We start from the raw sequence: 17684 nt of genomic DNA, 5'->3' as shown, positions 1-17684 counted from the left end.
CGCGCTCTTGATGTGAACCAAGCGCTGGGCTGCCGTGCCCGACTGTTCGTACGACTGCCCAGCGCACAGACATCTTCGGTCGATGCCGACAGCCTAGCCCGCGACACCACCGATCACCCCATCCCGACTACGAAAGCACCCATGACCACCCAACGCCGCGACATCCTCAAATTCTCACTGGCCGCCGCGGCAGCCAGCGCGCTGCCCGCAGCACAAGCCCAGGCACCGGCCGCCAGCACAAGCACCAGCACGACCGCGCCTGGCCCCGGCATCGACCCGCGCGACCGCGTCTTCATCACCAACGAAGACTCCAACACGCTCGTCGTCATCGATCCCAAGACCAACATCGTCGAGAGCACGATCAACCTGACCAGCTTCGACGAAGACCCGCGGCCGCCGTTCCGCTACGTCACCGCCGGCGTGGCGCCCACGCACGCGGCGATGATCCACAAGCCGCTGTACCACGGCTGCATCGACGCCCACGGCGCGGTGCCGTCGCCCGACGGCCGCCTGCTGGCCACCAGCGGGCGCGGCTCGAGCAACATCTACCTCATCGACGCCGAGCAGCGCCGCGTCATCGGCAACACGCCGAACCCGGCTGCCGGCCCCACCACCAACCCCGAACGCCTGAGCAGCGGCCTGCTGCTGGGCCGCGAACCGCACGAGCCCACCTTCACGCGCAACGGCAAAGAGCTGTGGGTCACGCTGCGCGGTGAAGACCGCATCGCCATCCTCGGCGTGGACCAGGCGGTGCGTCAGTTGAAGGGCGCCGACAGCTCGGGTTCGACCGCCATCCGGGAGTTTTTGCCGACGATCAACGGCCCGGCGCAGGTGTGGTTCAACCGCGAGGGTTCGCTCGCCTTCGTGGCCAGCCAGAAGGTGTCGCAAGTCGACGTGTTCCGCGTCAACCCGGGCGCCGACGGCCACAGCCGGCCGCAGCGCGTGACGACCCTGGACATCAGCGCACAGGACAAGCCCGGCTTCACGCCCTTCATGAAGACCACGCCCGACGGCGCCGAAGTGTGGTTCTCGCACAAGCTGGCCGATGCGCTGTCGTGTCGCTCGACGCGGGGCGGCTTCGACCTCATCGACAGCGTGCCGCTGGGCATGGGCGCGCGGCCCAACCACGTCGAGTTCGTCAGCAATGCGCGCGGCAGCGTGGTCTACGCCAGCCTGGCGCGCATTGACGACGGCGGCCCCGGCGGCGTGGCGTCCAGCCCCATCGCCATCATCGACCGCAGTGCGCTCGCCGGGCAGCGCAAGGTGGTGGGCAGCTTCTTCACCCACGGGCGCGAGTCGCACGGGCTGTGGACCAACCCCGAGAACACCCTGCTGTACGTGGCGCACGAGCAGGACGAGCTGCCCGGTACGCCCAACGCCGGCCAGACGGTGTGTAGCGCCTTCGACGTCAGCGACCCATTGAAGCCGGCCTTCATCGCGCAGATCCCGCTGGGCAATCTGGCCTTGCCTTCGGGCGCGCTGCGCAACAAGAAGAGCATTAACCTCGTCTACGTGCGCGTGGGTGCGAAGGGGCAGACCGCATGAACGCCGCGGGGGCCAGCGCCTTCGAGCGCGAGATGGACGCGTCGATGGCGCGGATGATGCAAGACATGCATAGTCCGGGTTACGTGGGCCATGCCGACATCGACTTCTTGGCGATGATGATTCCGCACCATGCCGGCGCCGTCGACATGGCACGGCTGGTGCTGCAGCACGGCCGCGACCCCGCCACGCGGCAACTGGCGGAAGAAATCATCGCCGGGCAGACCATCGAGATCGAGAGCATGACGCGGCGGCTGACGGCCTTGCGACAAGGCCGCAGCGCGGGTTCGGCGGCGGAATTCCCGTCGCTGGGCGGCACGCGCGGCCCCTGACCGTCCGCGCCACGGGTAACTACCGATGATCGGCATGGAATGAGCGGCCGCCCCTGGCGCTCTTGATCACCATGCTCTTCCAGTCGGCCGAGTCCCGCTACAACCAATGGGTGCGTGAGCACTACCGCTTCCTGCTGCGCAGCGCGTGGGCGCTGACGGGCTCGCGCGCGATGGCCGAAGACGTGGTGCAGGACTGCTTTGCCAACGCATGGAAACACCGCGAGCAGTTGCGCGATGCCACATTGGCGCGGGCCTGGCTGTTCCAGATCATGCGCCGCGCCGCCTTCCGCCAGGCCACGCCGGGCATGCAGTCGCTGGACGATGACGAGCAGCCCGAGCAGGCCGCGCCCGACGCCGGGCTGGACGACAAGCTCGACGTCGTCAAGGCCCTGGCGCGCTTGGCGCCGATGCACCGCGAGGTGCTGGTGCTGTTCTATTTCGACGACATGCCCACCGCGCAGATGGCCGAGGCGCTGGAGATCGCGCCGGGCACGGTGCTGTCGCGTCTGGCCCGCGCGCGCGATGCGCTCAAGCGCGTGATGGGCGTGCCCGTGCAGGCGCCGTCAAGCGCCCGCGTGACGGCACTGCGAAAGACCCCCACATGAAGCACCGAGCCCCCACCACCGAACCCGAAGACAGCGCCTTCGACCTGCGCGCCCGCGCCGAGCTCGCGCTGGCCTTCGACGCCACCGACGCCCCGCCGCACCTGTACCGCAAGGCGCAGCCGCTGCTGGCGCGGCGCGGCTTCCAGCGCGCCATGCTGGGCCTGCTGCTGGTCGGCAGCGGCAGCGGCGCCGTGCTGGCGATGCGCCCGCCGGAGCTGGTGCGTGGTGCCATCGAGCATGAATACTTCGAACGCACGCTGCGCGGAACTTTCATGGACCCTGCGCCCTTGCTGCAGCACCTGGGTCTGGGCGGCAAACAAGTGGTGCCCGGCTTCCCGCAATTGATGCGGCCCTGCGACATCGACGGCCACCTCGTCTATCACCTCACCACCTTCTTCGAGAAAGGCGGGATGGTCACCGTTTTCGCCTTCGACAAGGCCGTGGCGCTGAATGAAGGCGGTGGCTGGTGGGGCGACGTGCACTGGAGAGTCATCACCTCGCGCGATGGCAAGCCGCTGGTGCTGGTGGCGCAGAAGAAGCAAGCGCTGGCCGTGGCGCAGAACCAGTTCGGCACGACCGGCGACGCCCTGACCTCCCCATCTACCCCCACCCCCGCACCCACCCCCAAGGAGACACGATGAACAAGACCCTTGACTCGCTGCCGCGGCGCCAGATGCTGGCCGGCAGCGCCAGCGCCCTGGCCGCTGCCGGGCTGGCGACTTTCGCGCGCGGCGCCGCCGCTGCGGGCGAAACCCCGGTCGTGACAGTCTCTACGGCCGCACCGAAGCCGCTGCCCGCCTACGTGAACTGGAAAGACCCGGCCAGCGTCATCGTGCACAGCAGCACCACCATCGAGACCAAGCGCTCGGCCTTCGGCAGTGGCGTCATCACGCCGGCCGAGCAGCTCTACATCCGCAACAACCTGCCGGCGCCCGACGCCTCCATCGTGGCCGACCGCGACGCGTGGGAAGTGGCCATCGAAGGCGTGAAGGCCCCGCGCAAGCTGACGCTGCGCGAGCTGAAGACGATGGGCGTGGAGACCACCGCGATGGTGCTGCAGTGCTCGGGCAATGGCCGCGGCTACTTTCCCAGCAAGCCCAGCGGCACGCCCTGGCAGGTGGGCGCGGCCGGCTGCGTGATGTGGACCGGCGTGCCGGTGCGGGTGGTGGCCGAGGCGCTGGGCGGCATGGTGCCGGGTGCGGGCTTTCTGACCGGCACCGGCGGCGAGAAGCTGCCCGAGGGCCTGGACCCGCTGAGCATCATCGTCGAGCGCTCGGTGCCGGCCGCGGCCATCGCCGACGCGCTGCTGGCCTGGGAAATGAACGGCGTGCCGATCCCGCTGGCCCACGGCGGCCCGCTGCGCCTGATCGTGCCCGGCTACACCGGTGTGAACAACATCAAGTACATCAAGCGCCTGGCCTTCACGGCCAAGGAGACGGACGCGAAGATCATGTCGCACGGCTACCGCATCTCGCCGCCGGGCGGCAAGGGCGACCCGAGCCAGCCGTCGGTGCAGGAGATGACGGTCAAGTCGTGGATCAACTCCCCCGCACCCGACGCAGCCGGCGTGAGGGCCGGCCTGGTGCAGGTGCAGGGCGTGGCCTTCGGCGGGCTCAACGGCGTCAAGCGCGTAGAGGTGTCGATGGACGGCGGCAAGACCTGGAGCGACGCGCGGCTCACCGGGCCCGACCTCGGCCGCTATGCCTGGCGCCAGTTCGTGCTGCCGGCCAGGCTGCCGGCCGGCAGCCACACGCTGGCCAGCCGCGCCACCGACACGGCAGGCAACGTGCAACCCGAGCAGCGCATGGAAAACGCGGGCGGCTACAACAACACGAGCTGGGCCGACCACGCCGTGAAAGTGACGGTGGCCTGAGCATGCGCAGCACCATTCAGCAGCACTTCATGTTGCATGCCTTGAGGGTCACGGCGGTGCTTGTCGCCGGCTTGGCGCTGCTCGTTCTGCCTGCACTGGCGGCCGACGAGAGCGCGCAGCTCGCTCTGGGGAAGAAGCTGTTCCTGCAAGGCGTCGTCCCTTCGTGCGCCGTTTGCCACACCTTGCAGGCCGCGGGCGCCGAGGGCGCCGTCGGCCCGGTGCTCGACGAGTTGAAGCCCGACGCTGCGCGCGTGGCGAAGGCGCTGCGCAACGGGTTGGGCCAGATGCCTTCGTACAAGGACAAGCTCACCGATGCAGAAATCGCGGCTCTGGCGCTGTACGTGTCCAAGGCCAGCGGGGGTGCCAAGTGAGACTCTGGGCGGGTGGAATCTGCGGGTTAGCCCGCACCGATGAAGGCTCACCCGCGCGGGCCGCAAGAAACTGATCGACACCGAAACGCAGGGCATCTTCAGCGGTTGCCGCCGTCGAGGGCCTACCCGTCCTGGCAACCACGGGGTCACACCCCGCCAGGATTGAAGACGGCGTTTGTCGAGCCCTGCGTCTGCCCGGAATCAACAGGTGTCAAGCTACTGGGGCCCGCCTTCCCGGTCAAGTTCCGCTTCCCTGCAGTCCCGACGGTCAGCAACGGGTCGGGTGAACCAGTTCGCTGATCAGAGCAGCGGTCGTTCAACAGTCCTTGGGGCCCGATGTCCCCAGGGCACCAATCAGCGGTCATTGAGCGTGCCATCGACGGAGGCCGATGACTGCTTATTGGCGGTTACCGGGTATCCAGGCCGCCACGACGAGCGACCGCAATTGTTTCGGGTTGTGAGACACCTGCCCGGCACGCAGCTGAGCGTTGGTCAGGCAGGACTTGAGGGCATGTGTCGCACAAGCCTCGAGGGAGGAAACCGCGGACCAAGGCGCAGCGGTTGTGAGCCGCAGGGGTCTATGGGGATTCGAGAAGCACGGTGCGGTGGTGGACGGGCACGCCGTGGTGATGGACGAGGTCGCTGGGCTCGCCCACAGCCCAACCGCGGCGTGAAGGACCCCAACGCCCGGGCTCGTGCAGGCGGCCGCGGCTCTGTTTGAGCCACCACGTGCGTGCGTGTCCAGCCGATGCGAGCCACAGGCCGATCGACGCGAGGCGAAGCGCGTTGCGTGATCCGGGGGCGCCTCCGGCGGCCTGGCAGGGGCCTGATAAGACAAAACCAGAGCCCCAAAACATGCCCTGCGGGCACGCCGACAACGGCACGTCCGTGCCGCGCTTCAAACTGATCGTGGACGACTGAGATACATTGAACACCTCGCTTGCGCGCAACCCCCGCGCGTCTACGATGGCGCTGAAACGCCGTCCGCGATCAGCCTGAAACAGGCGTCCACGATCGCTGAAATGCGCACCGTTGTTTCTTGAATAACGGTTCTATCACAACTATTGCTGGAGGGCGAGGGTGGAGGTCGAGCAAGTCGTCCCTTTGCCGGAATCGGTGTCGTGGCATCGCGGTAAGTCTGGGGCAAGTCCTGTTTCGACGGAGGTTATGACCGTTCCTGGCCGGTGCGAAGCAAGGTGCGTCCTCCAAATGCACGACGCCATGCCGCGGCGATCTGTCCATAATCTTGGTTCGAGGCGGTGTCGTCGCCGGGATCGCATGTCGTCAAGACCTTTAGCCCTGGTCGGTGCCACAACCGTCTAACCCAGGATAGGGTCAGCGATGTGCGGTTTCTGCCAAGGTGAGCCGCTCAAGCGCCATGTTCGGAGATGCCATGAGCCTTGCCAAACGCTATCGCTCCGGTGAACTTGATGTGCCTTTGGCGGTGCTGCAGGTCTTGGTACTGCTGGCAGCAGCGGCGATGGTGCTGAACGTCGTCCTCGTCTATCGGCATTTCACAGACGACGCGTTGACGCCAACCGTCGACTACCTGCTATCGCTCAAGCTCGCGTTCCCTCCGATACTTGCCCTTGCAGCAACCTATCTCTACGCGTTCCTGACCGGGGAATCGCTGACGGATGCGCCGAAGAGCATGTGGCGCCATATCAAGAACTCGACCCTTCAGAACAAGAGGCAGCTGACGCTTTGCGTGCTCGCGACGACGGGGGCGAGCCTAGCAACCGCAGTAGTTCTCCACCTGCACACGCCTCCTGCCTATGGGAGGTTGGTGGCAACGCTATTGGGCGGTTCCAACGACGACCATCAGATCATCAAGGAGTCGATCGCCAACTTGCGCAAGTCCTCGCCCGTGCTTGCGGACAGGCTGTCGGTGGTCGCCAAAGTGTTCGACGAGCGTCGCCTTTGGAACAGCGAGAACAAGGCGACGAGCACGTTCCTGCCTCGGGTGCTCATCAGGCAGCTGCAGACGGCATCGGACGATGCCGCGTGGCAGGAGCATCCGCTCAGGAGGTTTGCGCTTGCTGAGGCCAGTTCGATGCTGGCCCAAGCACTCACAGAACTTCAGTCGGATGGCGCCAAAAAATCGATCGAGGTAAGCCGCGGGACTGCGATCCGCGAGTACCAGGCGGTCTTGGACGACAGGACGAATCGCACCACGTCCTTGATGCGGAGAAGCGCACGCCAGAACATCGGGAACGTTCACTACTACTCGGGCGACTGCAGAAGGGCGTCGGAGATTTACTCAAAACTGGCCGATGAGCAGATGAACGCGGGGACCCAGGCCAATCGAATCGCTGCGCTGGTCGGCTGCGGTGAGATCGCCGCGGCGGTTGATGTGGGAACGAGCGCCGTGGCCAAACTGCAGGACAAGCCGGAGATCCTGAATTCGATGCGGGACTTCGTCAACCTGCTGACCAACACGGGCTTCGCCAAGCTGATTGCGGGGAAGTACGCCGAAGGTTTCGAGGACATGCAGGCCGCGCACGACTTGATTCCCGATGCGATGGCCAAACAGAATCTCGCCCTGGCACAGATCGGGGCGTCACGGCACAAGGATGCGTTGTCCACCCTTGACAAGGACCTTGAGGCGCCTCTCGTGTCGATCGACAACCAACTTCAAGTGACCACGAGGAACAGCACCGGAAGCTGTTCGTACATCATCAGAGCCGTCGCACTCGCCGGCGCTGGCGAGAAGCCGGAGGCGATCTATGCCAACGTGCTTGCGTACGCGAAGCAGCCGAAGTCGTCCGATTTGATCGTGCAGCAAAGCGGGGCGTGGAAGGCGGAGGGATTGTCGGCCCTCAAGGCGGACCGACGACCGTGTGGCAACTTGGCCTATCTTCCGTTCGTATCTGGGTTGTTCAAGTGAGCAACCTTTGAGGCGTCACACCAATAAGTGCCCGCAGAGCGTCGTTCGGCTGCAGGCCCAGGGTGCCCGGGCGTGCCGTGGCATCTCGCTCGGGGCGCCAGGCTTGGCGACATCATGGGCATATGGCCGAAACCGTATGCTGAGATGAGCAGACTGGGCCACGACCCCACGTCGTGCTTGCGATCAATCACCGCGACGGACGCGGCAGCGCCGGAAAGATCACAGGCGCGGGATTCGGACGCTCGATGCAGAGACGTTCCGCAGAAGGTTGCTGAACAAGGCGGCGACTTCCGTGTGAAGCCAGCCTGCAGCTTGGCGCAGGGCACGTGTCTCGCAGTCAAGGTGGCCCGCCTGGTGTACGGAGCCAGGCTGGGGGACAGCCCATGGCCTTCGACCTGGTACCTTCCTCTGTGGCGACCCAGCGCCTCCAGGGCCTGATGCAAGGCGTTGACATGCGTCTGATCGGGCATAGATGCACCAGAACCGTATCCGTCCGCCCAAGTCATCTCCACATAAAGGTTGCGCATCACTTGGTTCTGCGGCGGATGCGTTAGAGCTTTGCGATGGAGATCTTTCAAAGCTCGATATCCTGCAAAGGACATTAGCGGCTCAAGCCATAGACTTTGGCAAAGCGCCACCTGCACTATCAGACAAGGCGCTCGAACGAATCAAGGAAATAGCGAGCAAGCTTCCGACAACGGCAAAATAAACGCCGACCTCATGCCATTTCGCCCAGAGACCCGATTCTAAAATCAGTTGCACCCCTATTTCTTCGAAAACCACCCTAACTGGTTGGTAAAGCCGACACCCACAAGCTCCGCTTGCGGGTGCCCGCCGTGCTCCGCACTCCGTGGCGGCTTACCGCGAGCGTTAGTCCTTGCGAGCGGGGAACAGCAAACCACGCAATAATTGGGTATTTGCGCCAACTAAGGAGGAGTTGAAATGATCGAGATGGCATCGCCGGTCAAGTGGCTCATAGATGTTCTGAAGGACTTCGACAAACGACGCATCGCGAACAATGAGGAAAGATTTCGTTTGTTCTTTGAAACGACCTATCTAGATCTTCTGGCAATTCACCGGAATCACATCGAGATGCTTCGGAAGTGCGAGACTGAATTGCCCGCTTTTCTTTCGCTCAATGGAAAGGCACATACATGGTACGCAGGAATGAATGCCGAGATCCTCTCACGAGAGGAGGTTCCTGAGCAGGTAGAAAGGGTAAAGCGGCTTTGGCAATCTGCGAGGGAGGAGTCCGGGGGAGACAGAGTGAAGCTCCGTGCGCTGTCATCCGAGCTAATCAAGATAGTCGACCACCCAAGTGAGCGCCGATACATCTTTGGGGTGATCAACTACTTTATTCATCCCGAGCGCATGTACATCGACGCTCCAGGAATAGACAGAAAGATTAAGTCCCTCATAGATCAGGGGCCAGACGCGATCTTGGATTCACCTAGTCTGACAGTTTGGGAGCAAATTAGGAGCGAAGAAGATCCCGACAAGATCAGACATGTCTTCGGAATAACCAGGGGCCATCTCCTCGCAAGGTGGTCCGAAGTGAGTGAGCGATATGCTGAAGTGTTCACGAGTCACATCTCAGTAAAGGCCTAATTCTTCCATCGGCAGGACGGCAAACCATGGCCCGGCAAAGCCCTTTTGTTTATTTTCCGCCTTGCCGGGCTATACTTTCGGTGGCCTCTTATGTCAAACGTTCGGCCGAACATGGTCAGTCTTCGATATCGCGGTAAGTACAACGCTGCTCTTTACGCCTTAGCTGTGCGAGAGGGAGATGTTCGTCAAAGACTGCGTGGCGCTTACAGAGAACTTCGGGTGCTGCGCGAGGATGAGGTGCCAGAGAGCCACCGAGAGGAATGGGTTCTTATCCTGAGCATGTTGGTCAAGCGCGGCCCTCTGCGCCGATCTGATGGAGAGGTGTATAAAAGCGCTTTGGACCATACGCTTGACCAAATGAGGAATAGCAGTGGCCGCAAGATCGCGGAGCGCATTTATTCACTTGTTCGTTGTATCGATTGATCTAGCTAGGATTTGCGCAGTGCGGCCAAAAAATTTATTCAAACCGACGCCGCTTCGCGGCGCGACTTAATTCAGGCGTTAGGCCTCTTATCTTGCTCCAGCCGTTAACATCAGAGTTCGGTCAACACATTGCGCTGACGATCACGTGGTTAAATGACAACCAAGGGTTGGTCAGCGTAGTCATATTCATCCTTACACTTTTCTTGGGCTGGGCCAGTGGCATATTCTCGGCCCTGCGGCGCAAACCGAAGTTCATTGCTGAGCTCATTCCAGGTCCGACCTTTGTCTGCGTTTTCCCTACAGGCGAGAAGTCCACCGGCCACGATGTGCACCGCATCGGGTTTGCGCTTTACCTGTCTGTCGCTAACTGCGGCTCGTCGGCCTCGAGCCTTCATGCTGTCCACGTTGGCTACCGCTGGAACGTGGTTCCGTTTTCCAAAAGCTGGTTTTGCAACACGCTATTTCGACACTGGCTTCAACATCGTACTGCCTCGCTCTCGGACTTCCAGGTGGCCATTGGCGAAAGCCTCAATGTATACCCGTTCATGTTTCAACGAAACTCTCTGTCACCGGTACAGCAAGAAACCTATCTCCAGCCCGGACAGTCGGTGGTAGGCGTTGTCTACTTTGAGCAGTCCGACAGTTGGGGTGGGTGCCAGCCACGCGTCTTGAACGGCCAGATTCGACTGTCCGTACGATTGCTGGATGTCTTCGGAGGGCGACACACGAAAAGCTTCTGGATTCCTGCAGTAACGCTGGAGGAGGCGCGGAGGTTCAACCCATCGTTCGGCCGCACACTTGCAGAACTCCATGGCAAGGCACTCCCGGGCGAAGACGCCTAGTCCTTCGTCGAGGCGAGGCCCAACGGCAAGCCACAAGCCCAGCTCCAGGCGCGGCCTATCATTTTTCCACCGGGCTTGGTGTCTCACCGTCGGCCCCGTCGCACCTCGAACGTTACGTGCGGAGGCTGCGTCCCGCCAATCCTTCCCGCCGCCGCACAGGTCGCCGCAGCGGACGGCTTCGCAGCCCGCTGACCTTCGGCGTTGAGAGTCAACTTTCGTTCTTCGATTCGAGCATCTCCGATGACCGTTCAGGGCGCAGAGCGCCAACTCACCCAACTGCGCAAGCAGCCGTTCGCGCGATCTTGCGACGAGTTGTCGCTGATGACCGGTTCCGGCTCTAAAGCGGACCGACGCGCTTTTCGAACGTGAATGGCAGGTTTCGCGAGCGGCGGTCACTCAGCTCAAAAAGCTCAAGGTCAGCAGCCAGTCTGCAGCGGTCGTTCGTTGCAATGCGACGGGTGACTGCTGATGGCCGGCAAGTGACCGTCAAAGTGGCACTCGTCTACCGGCCGCTGTCCGATTTTAGGTCTGCATGCGTACCGTTTCACGCCCTTGCGACCGGCACCTCGGCCCAGCGGGTCGTGTAGTTCGGCGTCCTGCGTTCCTGGCGCATGCCCCACGCTCTGTTGGCATCGTCGAGGCCTGTGCTGGCCGAGTGGACGGTACCCCGTCCGTACCGCCCGTTGAGCGTGTCCATGGCACGCATCAGGCGCGCGCGGCCATGGTCGGGTGCATCGTCTTCCAGACTCAGTTCGTGCTGGACCCGACTTGCTGGCGTCAGGTCCAACAGGATCACGCCCGCCTTGATTAGGGCATAGCCCGGCTGGAAGAGCTGGTGCACGCCCGCAACTGCGGCGCGCACAAGAGCCGGTGTGTCAGCGCTGGGCCTGCGCAACGGCACGATGACACTGCGATGAAACCGCGGCCCGGGCCGATGCGGTGATGTGTGCGCGAAGACAAGTACCTGGCCAGCTTGGCCATCCTGCTTGCGCAGCTTCTCGGCTGCACGGCCAGCGAACTCGCTCACCGCCTCGATCAGCGGCACCAGGTCGGTGAGCGGCCTGCCGAAGGAGCGCGTGCACGCGATCTCTTTCTTGGGTGCTGGCGCATCGTCCAGACCGATGCACGGCAGGCCCTGCAGCTCGCGCACCGTGCGCTCCAGCACCACGCCCCAGCGCCGACGAATCGTAGCGGGGTCGCTTCGCACCAGGTCCAGCACCGTGCGCACGCCGGCGTCGTTCAGCTGCGCGCCGATCTTGCGGCCGACGCCCCAAACCTCGCCCACCTCGGTTGCGGCCAGCACCGCGTCAAGCTCCTCTGGCGGCAGGGCCGACAGGTCGCAGACCTGAGCCAACTCGGACGGATAACTGCCCGGTTTGCGCTCGGCCGTCTTGGCGATGTGGTTGGCCAGCTTGGCCAACGTCTTGGTCGATCCAATGCCAATGCCGCAGGGGATGCCGGTCCACACCAGGATCCGTGCGCGTATGCGGTGCGCTCGCTCTACGAGGTTGCCGCGCACGCCGTCCAGACCAACGAACGACTCGTCGATGGAGTAAATCTCCTGGGTCGGCCCCAAGCCTGCGGCCAGGCCCATCATCCGGTCGGACATGTCGCCGTAGAGGCAGAAGTTAGCCGACAAGGCGACGAGCCCGGCTTCTTCCTCCAGGTGGCGAATCTGGAACCAGGGCGACCCCATCTTGATGCCCAACGCCTTGGCCTCATTCGATCTGGCGATCGCGCAGCCATCGTTGTTGGACAGCACGATCACCGGCCGTCCTTGCAGGCTGGGTCGGAACACCCGTTCGCACGAGACGTAGAAGTTGTTCCCGTCGATCAGCGCATACACAGCAACCTCACGTGAAGCGCTTGATGCTGGCCGTGACGACGCCCCAGACCTCCAGCAGCTGGCCCTCGTGGGGCGTGATCTCCGGGAACGTCGGGTTGGCAGGGCGCAACTTCACGCGGCCAGCCCGCTGGTACAGGTACTTCACGGTGAACTCGCCGTCGACGACTGCGACAACGACATGTCCATGTCGCGGTTTGATGGCCTTGTCCACCACCAGCATGTCACCGTCGAAAATGCCGGCGTCGCGCATGGACTCGCCCGAGACCCGCAGCAGGAACGTCGCCTGCGGGTGCGTGATCAGTTCCTGCGTCAGATCGATGCGCTGCACCAGGAAATCTTCCGCTGGGCTCGGAAAGCCGGCCACAACCGGCCACCCGGCCACTGGCAGCATCAAACTGGCGTCCGCGAGCGGAAGTGGGCATCCCTGTAAAATACTGTTCACCCATCCAGTATATGCCGCGATAGGATGATCGCCAATGTGCTCCCACTACGAAGGGGTCTCGGACCCCAAACGTCTCGCTGAACACTTCGGCGTCATCCTGCCGGCCGGGGTGAAGTTCGACGTCTGGCCAGCCTACGAGTCCATCTTCATTCGCCGGCCGAAAGAGTGGGGCAGCGGTGACGATGCGGTGCCGCCGCGCGAGGCGCAGGCGGGTGCGTTCGGCCTGGTGCCGCACTGGACCAGGGCTGTCGACGTCAAGACGGCGCTGGTCGCGGCGCGCCGCACCTACAACGCGCGGCCGGAAACCGCGCGAGACAAGCCAAGTTTTCGGGACTCATGGCGCAGGGCTCACCACTGTGTGATCCCGGCTGAAGCCATCTACGAACCGGACTGGCGCAGTGGTAAGGCAGTCCCGACGCGCATCGGCCGTGCCGATGGCGGACCGATGGGCATTGCCGGCCTGTGGACTGGGTGGAATTCGCCGGACGGAACGGTGCTGCGCAGCTTCACGATGCTGACCGTGAATGCCGATGACCATGCGCTGATGTCCAACTATCACCGACCCGACGACGAGAAGCGCATGGTCGTGATCCTGCACGAGCACCAGTTCGACACCTGGCTGGACGCGTCGGCAGAGCGCTCGATGGAGTTCATGCAGCAGTTCCCCGCCGACTTGCTCGTCGCGGCTGCGGCGCCTCGGCCCACCCGTCCCAGAGGGGCGTGATGCCGGCCGCCAGAACCTTGCGAGCCATCTCGGCCGCTGGCATGTTTGCAATGCTTGCCATGGTGAGCACGCCGACGCGTGCCGACGTGTACGAATGCCTTGTCGTCGGTGTCGCCGACGGCGACACGCTCACTGCACGCTGCGGATCGCCCGGGCTGTACGAGCAGGTCCGCGTGCGACTTTCAGGCATCGATGCGCCGGAAAAAGGCCAGCCCTTCGGCACCAGAGCGCGCATGGCACTGGGCGCCCTTGTCTTCGGACGGATAGCACGTCTGGAATGCCCGAAATCGGACCGCTACGGCCGCAAAGTGTGCTCGGTGTGGGTGGCCGCCAGTCTCGGCACCGACAGGCCCGCCTACGCTCGATGCGGGCCTGGCAATGGTGAGGCTGGGCATGGCCTGGTGGTACCGGGCCTACGCACGTGAGCAGCGGCCGGAGGCACGGGGTCAGTATGAATCCGCGGAGCATGAAGCGCGGGCCAAGAGGGTAGGGCTGTGGCATGACCCCGATCCAATGACGCCCTGGGACTGGCGGGTAGCAAATCGCCGAGGCGGCGGACACCAGATAGACGGTCCCACGCCAGTGCTGCAGCCCAACACGCGGATGATCCTGCGCTCGAACAGCGCGGTTGACGCCGAATGGTGCCGCCGGATCCTGTGGCACGAGGGCTTCGTCTTTGAGGCCATGAAGGGCCGCAGATCCGCAACGATGTACCTGCGGGTTCTTCTGGGGTACTGACCAGCATGCTAGCCCTGGACATCCGCTATCAAGCGCGTTCTCGACGCGCGCTGCCGGATGGCAACCTGCTGATCATCGCCCCACGAATAGCGACTGCGCCAAGCCCAAGCTGTGCCACTAAGCCAAACAAAACGTACCTCACCCGCCCCACCCACGACTTGCGCAGTCCCGCGCTGACCTTCGAACTCGTAGGTCAATTCGTGACTCCCCGGATTGAGCCGAAGCCTAACCATAGTGTCCGGAAGAGTTTCGATGGCGCTGCCGCCGTCAGCAAATAGTCGAACGACGTTGTTGCCGTCCCCCCAGTTCTGCCGAACGACATACACAGTGAGGTAGCTGGGGTTCGGCTTGAACTCCTTGGCTTCGGCATCCCGCATCAAGCTTGGCACGGGCGCTGAGGTGCACAGACCCTTTCTGTAACGGTCCACTTTGCTGCGATAGCAGTAGATGGACTGAGCGGTCAAATCCGGTGGTGGGAGGGACGCGCACCCCGACATGAAGACGGCAGCGCCAACAAGCCTACCCATGGGCGCAAGCGTGTGGAATTTCACTTCTGATCCTTCCCGAGCGGCATGTAGACGCAGACGGCCGTGGTACGAGTTCCTGTTGACCACCCATCGATGAGGACTTCGCAGCCACCCACCGAACTTTGTCGTGGCTCCGCATTCGGATCGACGGCCACTGATGGGCGATGAGTGTGTTTTGAGTCTGGAAGTCCAAAGCAGTGTTCTGCGAACAGTCTGATTACATTTTTGTCATCTTTGCCAAACGCGAGAGTTGACCGATGGACAGTCTGGTGCCAAGTGGTCGGAAGCTGGACGGCCATTGGTTCGGTCTGGCTGGAAAACAGCGCCGCCACCGTGCCCGCCCGGCACCGATGGCCATTGCAGCTCGACTCGGCGTGGTCAGACCTCGCCGCCCGGGATGCTGCCGCTCCGGACCGCCCGTACGGCTTCGGCGTGCACTTCGGCGCGCGTGCGCTGGCTGCCGACTGCGGGAGCGATGCCTGCATCCACGCCTTCACCCGTGAGGATCGGGCCGGACGCCATCAATGCCTGGCGCACTTGTTCACGTGTCAGTAGGCTGCCGCTTGCGGTCGGCTTCTGCGTGTCGCCGACTTCGCCGAAGACAGGCAGGCGCCCCTGATCGCGCGCCTGGAAGTACTCAGCGCGTACTTGCTCGCGCGTCATGGTTTGGGCGTGGGCCTGACTTGAAAACCCCAAGGCGGCGAAAGTCGTGATCAAGATGGCGTTGAGGCGGTTCATGGTGTTTCCTTTGGTAGTGATCCGCGCAACGGTGCGCGGTGTGACCAATTCTGGGAAACGAATATTCAGGAAGCCGCACAACTGGATGACGTTTGCGTCATGTCGGCCAGCCAAAGGCCGATGCAGGTGCGGCCGGCCTGTGACTGCGCCAGCGTCCCCCCGCCGTGCAGTCGCGCGATGGCCGCGACGATGGCGAGACCCAGGCCGTGGTGGCGATCTGCCTGCGCGCGTGCGGTGTCGGCACGAAAGAACCGATCAAAGATGCGTGGCAGGTGGTCCGGCGCGATCGTGCTTCCAGAGTTCTCTACCGTGATCTGCGTGGTGCACGGTTCGAGAGTCCGGATCCGCAACACCACCTCTGTCCCCGCGCGTGCATGCCGCGTCGCATTGCCCAACAAGTTCGAGACGGCGCGTTGCAGCAGCCCCGCGTCAACCCTCACTGCTGCGTCGCCCTCAATCCGCAGTGTCAGGCGCGCATCTGCGAGTGCCGCTTCATGGAATTCGGCGACATCCGCGACAAGCGCGGCCAAGCTGGGCACTGCGGTCCGGCGCGCGCCCGATCCTCGTTCCGCACGGGACAAAAACAGCATGTCAGCCACGATGTGGGCAAGCCGGTCCAACTCTTCCAGCTGCGAGCCCAACAACTCTTGAAGCTCATCCTTGCTCGCGGCCTGACGCAATGCCAGTTGGCTGCCGCTGATGAGGGTGGCGAGCGGGGTGTTGAGTTCGTGCGCCACGTCGGCATTGAAGGCCTCCATCTGCGTATAGGAAGCAGCCAGCCGGTCCAGCAGGGCGTTGAACTGGACGATCAGCGGCTGTAGCTCCGCTGGTTGAGCTCGTCCGTCCAGGCGGTGCGCCAGTGAGTCTGCGGAGAGTGTGTAAGGTGTTAGCTGTGACGTTTGTGCGACCAGTTGGTGCAGTGGCGCTAAGCTTCGACGAACCAGCAACCGGCCCCCCAGTGCGATGGCTGCTGTGCCTGCCAGTGCAGCCGCAAGAAGGAGCCAGGCGACGCGTTGCAGCAGGGCTTGGTCTGCACTGGGGTCCAACTGCAAAGTCACTTGCACCGGCGCCGGAATGTCTGTTACCGACATCTGGAAATGGTGAACTGGTGCAGTGGCCACTACGGCCTGCGGCAAAAGACGCGAGAAGACGACCTGACCCGCCCCATCGACCAGTCGCAAGCCCAAATCGCCGTGTCCGGCCAACATGTCCTGCAGAAGATGCGGTACATCTTCGGGACGGTGTGCGCCGCGGGTCTGCGCCAACAGATCGCGCACCGCGGTTTCCTTCTGGGCCAGCGTCTCGTCGCGGCGTTGATCCAATGTCCAATCAAAGCCGAAGTACAAAGCCCCGCAGACCAAGCCCAGTCCGATCATCGATTGCAGGGCAAGCCAGAGCGAAAGCCTGGCGCCTAGACCACGCGCGCTCACGCTTGGGCCCTGGTTTCCAGCACGTAGCCCATGCCACGCACCGTGTGCAGCAGCGGTCGCTCGAAGGGCTGGTCCAGCTTGCCCCGCAGGCGCCGCACGGCAACCTCGACCACGTTGGTCTCGCTGTCGAAGTTCATGCCCCAAACCTGCGATGCCAGTTCCGTGCGGGACAGCACCGCGCCCTGGCGACGCAGCAGCAGCGTGAGCAGGCTGAATTCCTTGTTCGTCAAGTCCAGCCGCTGGCCGGCGCGCGTCACGCGGCGACGGATCAGGTCGACCTCCAGATCGGCCAGGCGCAGAACCGTTGCTTCTGCCTGGTCCGGCGAAGCGCGTCGCAACAGCCCCTGGATGCGTGCCACCAGTTCGGGAAACGCGAAGGGCTTGACCAGATAGTCGTCGGCCCCGCTGCGCAGGCCGCGCACCCGGTCTTCCACTTCGCCACGCGCGGTCAGCATCAGCACCGGCGTCTGCTGGCCCTGGCGCAGCGCGGCCAGCACGGCCAAGCCGTCCAGCCCAGGCAGCATGCCGTCCAGCACGATCAGGTCGTAGCGGTGCAGCGAGGCAGCCTCCAGCCCGGTCACGCCGTCGTGCGCCACGTCCACGGCAAAACCTTCTTCGCGTAAACCCTTTTGCAGGTACTGGGCGAGCTTGACCTCGTCCTCCACGATCAACAATTGCATGGCCGGATTGTGGTGTGCACCCTGGCTCCAGCCCGATGACAAATTTGTCATCGGGCTTTCGCACGGGGGATGGATT

At 63.6% G+C, this 17684-nt stretch carries 17 protein-coding genes; 12 read left to right on the top strand and 5 right to left on the bottom strand.

Going from position 1 to position 17684, the window contains the following annotated elements; translation table 11 throughout:
• Window positions 1–141 precede the first annotated feature (141 nt).
• The 9 genes from ASF43_RS17935 (at window position 142) to ASF43_RS29960 (ending at window position 10483) form a co-directional block, all read left to right on the top strand.
• Entirely contained in the window at window positions 142–1545 is a 1404-nt protein-coding gene (locus tag ASF43_RS17935) for a YncE family protein (protein ID WP_056183899.1), read from the top strand.
• Entirely contained in the window at window positions 1542–1874 is a 333-nt protein-coding gene (locus ASF43_RS17930) for a DUF305 domain-containing protein (protein ID WP_056183897.1), read from the top strand. The genes ASF43_RS17935 and ASF43_RS17930 overlap by 4 nt, the downstream gene beginning before the upstream one ends.
• Window positions 1875–1945: 71 nt before the next feature.
• Window positions 1946–2479: an RNA polymerase sigma factor gene (locus ASF43_RS17925; RefSeq protein WP_056184561.1), complete on the top strand. Its 534-nt coding sequence runs from the start codon at window positions 1946–1948 to the stop codon at window positions 2477–2479.
• Complete coding sequence (locus ASF43_RS17920; protein WP_056183894.1) at window positions 2476–3120, top strand: hypothetical protein; 645 nt, start codon at window positions 2476–2478, stop codon at window positions 3118–3120. The genes ASF43_RS17925 and ASF43_RS17920 overlap by 4 nt, the downstream gene beginning before the upstream one ends.
• Window positions 3117–4352 (top strand): sulfite oxidase, encoded by a 1236-nt coding sequence (locus tag ASF43_RS17915; RefSeq protein ID WP_056183892.1) that lies wholly within the window; start codon window positions 3117–3119, stop codon window positions 4350–4352. Before ASF43_RS17920 ends, ASF43_RS17915 begins: the two co-directional genes overlap by 4 nt.
• Before the next feature lie 2 nt (window positions 4353–4354).
• The gene (locus ASF43_RS17910) at window positions 4355–4723 is read left to right on the top strand and encodes a cytochrome c (protein WP_056183891.1); all 369 of its coding nucleotides are present in this window, start codon (window positions 4355–4357) and stop codon (window positions 4721–4723) included.
• A 1393-nt stretch (window positions 4724–6116) separates the two neighbouring features.
• Window positions 6117–7610, top strand: a complete 1494-nt coding sequence (locus ASF43_RS17900; protein ID WP_156373393.1) for a hypothetical protein — start codon at window positions 6117–6119, stop codon at window positions 7608–7610.
• A 942-nt stretch (window positions 7611–8552) separates the two neighbouring features.
• A complete protein-coding gene (locus ASF43_RS30810; protein ID WP_156373392.1) occupies window positions 8553–9218 on the top strand; it encodes a hypothetical protein in 666 nt (221 codons plus the stop codon).
• 515 nt (window positions 9219–9733) lie between these two features.
• The gene (locus tag ASF43_RS29960; protein ID WP_200932567.1) at window positions 9734–10483 is read left to right on the top strand and encodes a hypothetical protein; all 750 of its coding nucleotides are present in this window, start codon (window positions 9734–9736) and stop codon (window positions 10481–10483) included.
• 544 nt (window positions 10484–11027) lie between these two features.
• Here the strand turns inward: ASF43_RS29960 and ASF43_RS17890 are convergent.
• The gene (locus ASF43_RS17890; protein WP_056183883.1) at window positions 11028–12329 is read right to left on the bottom strand and encodes a Y-family DNA polymerase; all 1302 of its coding nucleotides are present in this window, start codon (window positions 12327–12329) and stop codon (window positions 11028–11030) included.
• Window positions 12330–12336: 7 nt separating this feature from the next.
• Window positions 12337–12720, bottom strand: a complete 384-nt coding sequence (locus ASF43_RS17885; protein ID WP_056183881.1) for a LexA family transcriptional regulator — start codon at window positions 12718–12720, stop codon at window positions 12337–12339.
• 85 nt (window positions 12721–12805) lie between these two features.
• Here ASF43_RS17885 and ASF43_RS17880 point away from each other — a divergent pair, with 85 nt between their 5' ends.
• From ASF43_RS17880 to ASF43_RS32320, 3 genes are read left to right on the top strand one after another with little or no spacing between them, the layout of a single operon-like run.
• Window positions 12806–13495, top strand: a complete 690-nt coding sequence (locus ASF43_RS17880) for an SOS response-associated peptidase (protein ID WP_056183878.1) — start codon at window positions 12806–12808, stop codon at window positions 13493–13495.
• On the top strand, window positions 13495–13920 hold the full coding sequence (locus ASF43_RS29955; RefSeq protein ID WP_369803291.1) for a thermonuclease family protein: 426 nt from the start codon (window positions 13495–13497) through the stop codon (window positions 13918–13920). Before ASF43_RS17880 ends, ASF43_RS29955 begins: the two co-directional genes overlap by 1 nt.
• On the top strand, window positions 13874–14233 hold the full coding sequence (locus ASF43_RS32320) for a thermonuclease family protein (RefSeq protein ID WP_369803290.1): 360 nt from the start codon (window positions 13874–13876) through the stop codon (window positions 14231–14233). Before ASF43_RS29955 ends, ASF43_RS32320 begins: the two co-directional genes overlap by 47 nt.
• Before the next feature lie 905 nt (window positions 14234–15138).
• Here the strand turns inward: ASF43_RS32320 and ASF43_RS17875 are convergent.
• From ASF43_RS17875 to ASF43_RS17865, 3 genes are all read right to left on the bottom strand, one after another.
• Window positions 15139–15498: a DUF4148 domain-containing protein gene (locus ASF43_RS17875; protein WP_056183876.1), complete on the bottom strand. Its 360-nt coding sequence runs from the start codon at window positions 15496–15498 to the stop codon at window positions 15139–15141.
• 65 nt (window positions 15499–15563) lie between these two features.
• Window positions 15564–16928, bottom strand: a complete 1365-nt coding sequence (locus tag ASF43_RS17870) for a heavy metal sensor histidine kinase (protein ID WP_056183874.1) — start codon at window positions 16926–16928, stop codon at window positions 15564–15566.
• Window positions 16925–17608: a heavy metal response regulator transcription factor gene (locus ASF43_RS17865; RefSeq protein WP_056183872.1), complete on the bottom strand. Its 684-nt coding sequence runs from the start codon at window positions 17606–17608 to the stop codon at window positions 16925–16927. Before ASF43_RS17865 ends, ASF43_RS17870 begins: the two co-directional genes overlap by 4 nt.
• Window positions 17609–17684: the final 76 nt, after the last annotated feature.

Source organism: Pseudorhodoferax sp. Leaf267 (assembly GCF_001422405.1).
Taxonomy (GTDB): domain Bacteria; phylum Pseudomonadota; class Gammaproteobacteria; order Burkholderiales; family Burkholderiaceae_C; genus Pseudorhodoferax.
The sequence above is the reverse complement of the archived record's forward strand: the minus strand, read 5'-3'. Positions and strand labels throughout refer to the sequence as shown.

Coding starts and splice junctions, on each gene's coding strand:
- ASF43_RS29955 (WP_369803291.1), top strand. CDS start 13,495: ATGCCGGCCGCCAGAACCTTGCGAGCCATCTCGGCCGCTGGCATGTTT.
- ASF43_RS17885 (WP_056183881.1), bottom strand. CDS start 12,720: ATGCTGCCAGTGGCCGGGTGGCCGGTTGTGGCCGGCTTTCCGAGCCCA.
- ASF43_RS17880 (WP_056183878.1), top strand. CDS start 12,806: ATGTGCTCCCACTACGAAGGGGTCTCGGACCCCAAACGTCTCGCTGAA.
- ASF43_RS17875 (WP_056183876.1), bottom strand. CDS start 15,498: ATGAACCGCCTCAACGCCATCTTGATCACGACTTTCGCCGCCTTGGGG.
- ASF43_RS17910 (WP_056183891.1), top strand. CDS start 4,355: ATGCGCAGCACCATTCAGCAGCACTTCATGTTGCATGCCTTGAGGGTC.
- ASF43_RS17935 (WP_056183899.1), top strand. CDS start 142: ATGACCACCCAACGCCGCGACATCCTCAAATTCTCACTGGCCGCCGCG.
- ASF43_RS17930 (WP_056183897.1), top strand. CDS start 1,542: ATGAACGCCGCGGGGGCCAGCGCCTTCGAGCGCGAGATGGACGCGTCG.
- ASF43_RS17920 (WP_056183894.1), top strand. CDS start 2,476: ATGAAGCACCGAGCCCCCACCACCGAACCCGAAGACAGCGCCTTCGAC.
- ASF43_RS30810 (WP_156373392.1), top strand. CDS start 8,553: ATGATCGAGATGGCATCGCCGGTCAAGTGGCTCATAGATGTTCTGAAG.
- ASF43_RS17915 (WP_056183892.1), top strand. CDS start 3,117: ATGAACAAGACCCTTGACTCGCTGCCGCGGCGCCAGATGCTGGCCGGC.
- ASF43_RS32320 (WP_369803290.1), top strand. CDS start 13,874: ATGGTGAGGCTGGGCATGGCCTGGTGGTACCGGGCCTACGCACGTGAG.
- ASF43_RS17925 (WP_056184561.1), top strand. CDS start 1,946: ATGCTCTTCCAGTCGGCCGAGTCCCGCTACAACCAATGGGTGCGTGAG.
- ASF43_RS17900 (WP_156373393.1), top strand. CDS start 6,117: ATGAGCCTTGCCAAACGCTATCGCTCCGGTGAACTTGATGTGCCTTTG.
- ASF43_RS17865 (WP_056183872.1), bottom strand. CDS start 17,608: ATGCAATTGTTGATCGTGGAGGACGAGGTCAAGCTCGCCCAGTACCTG.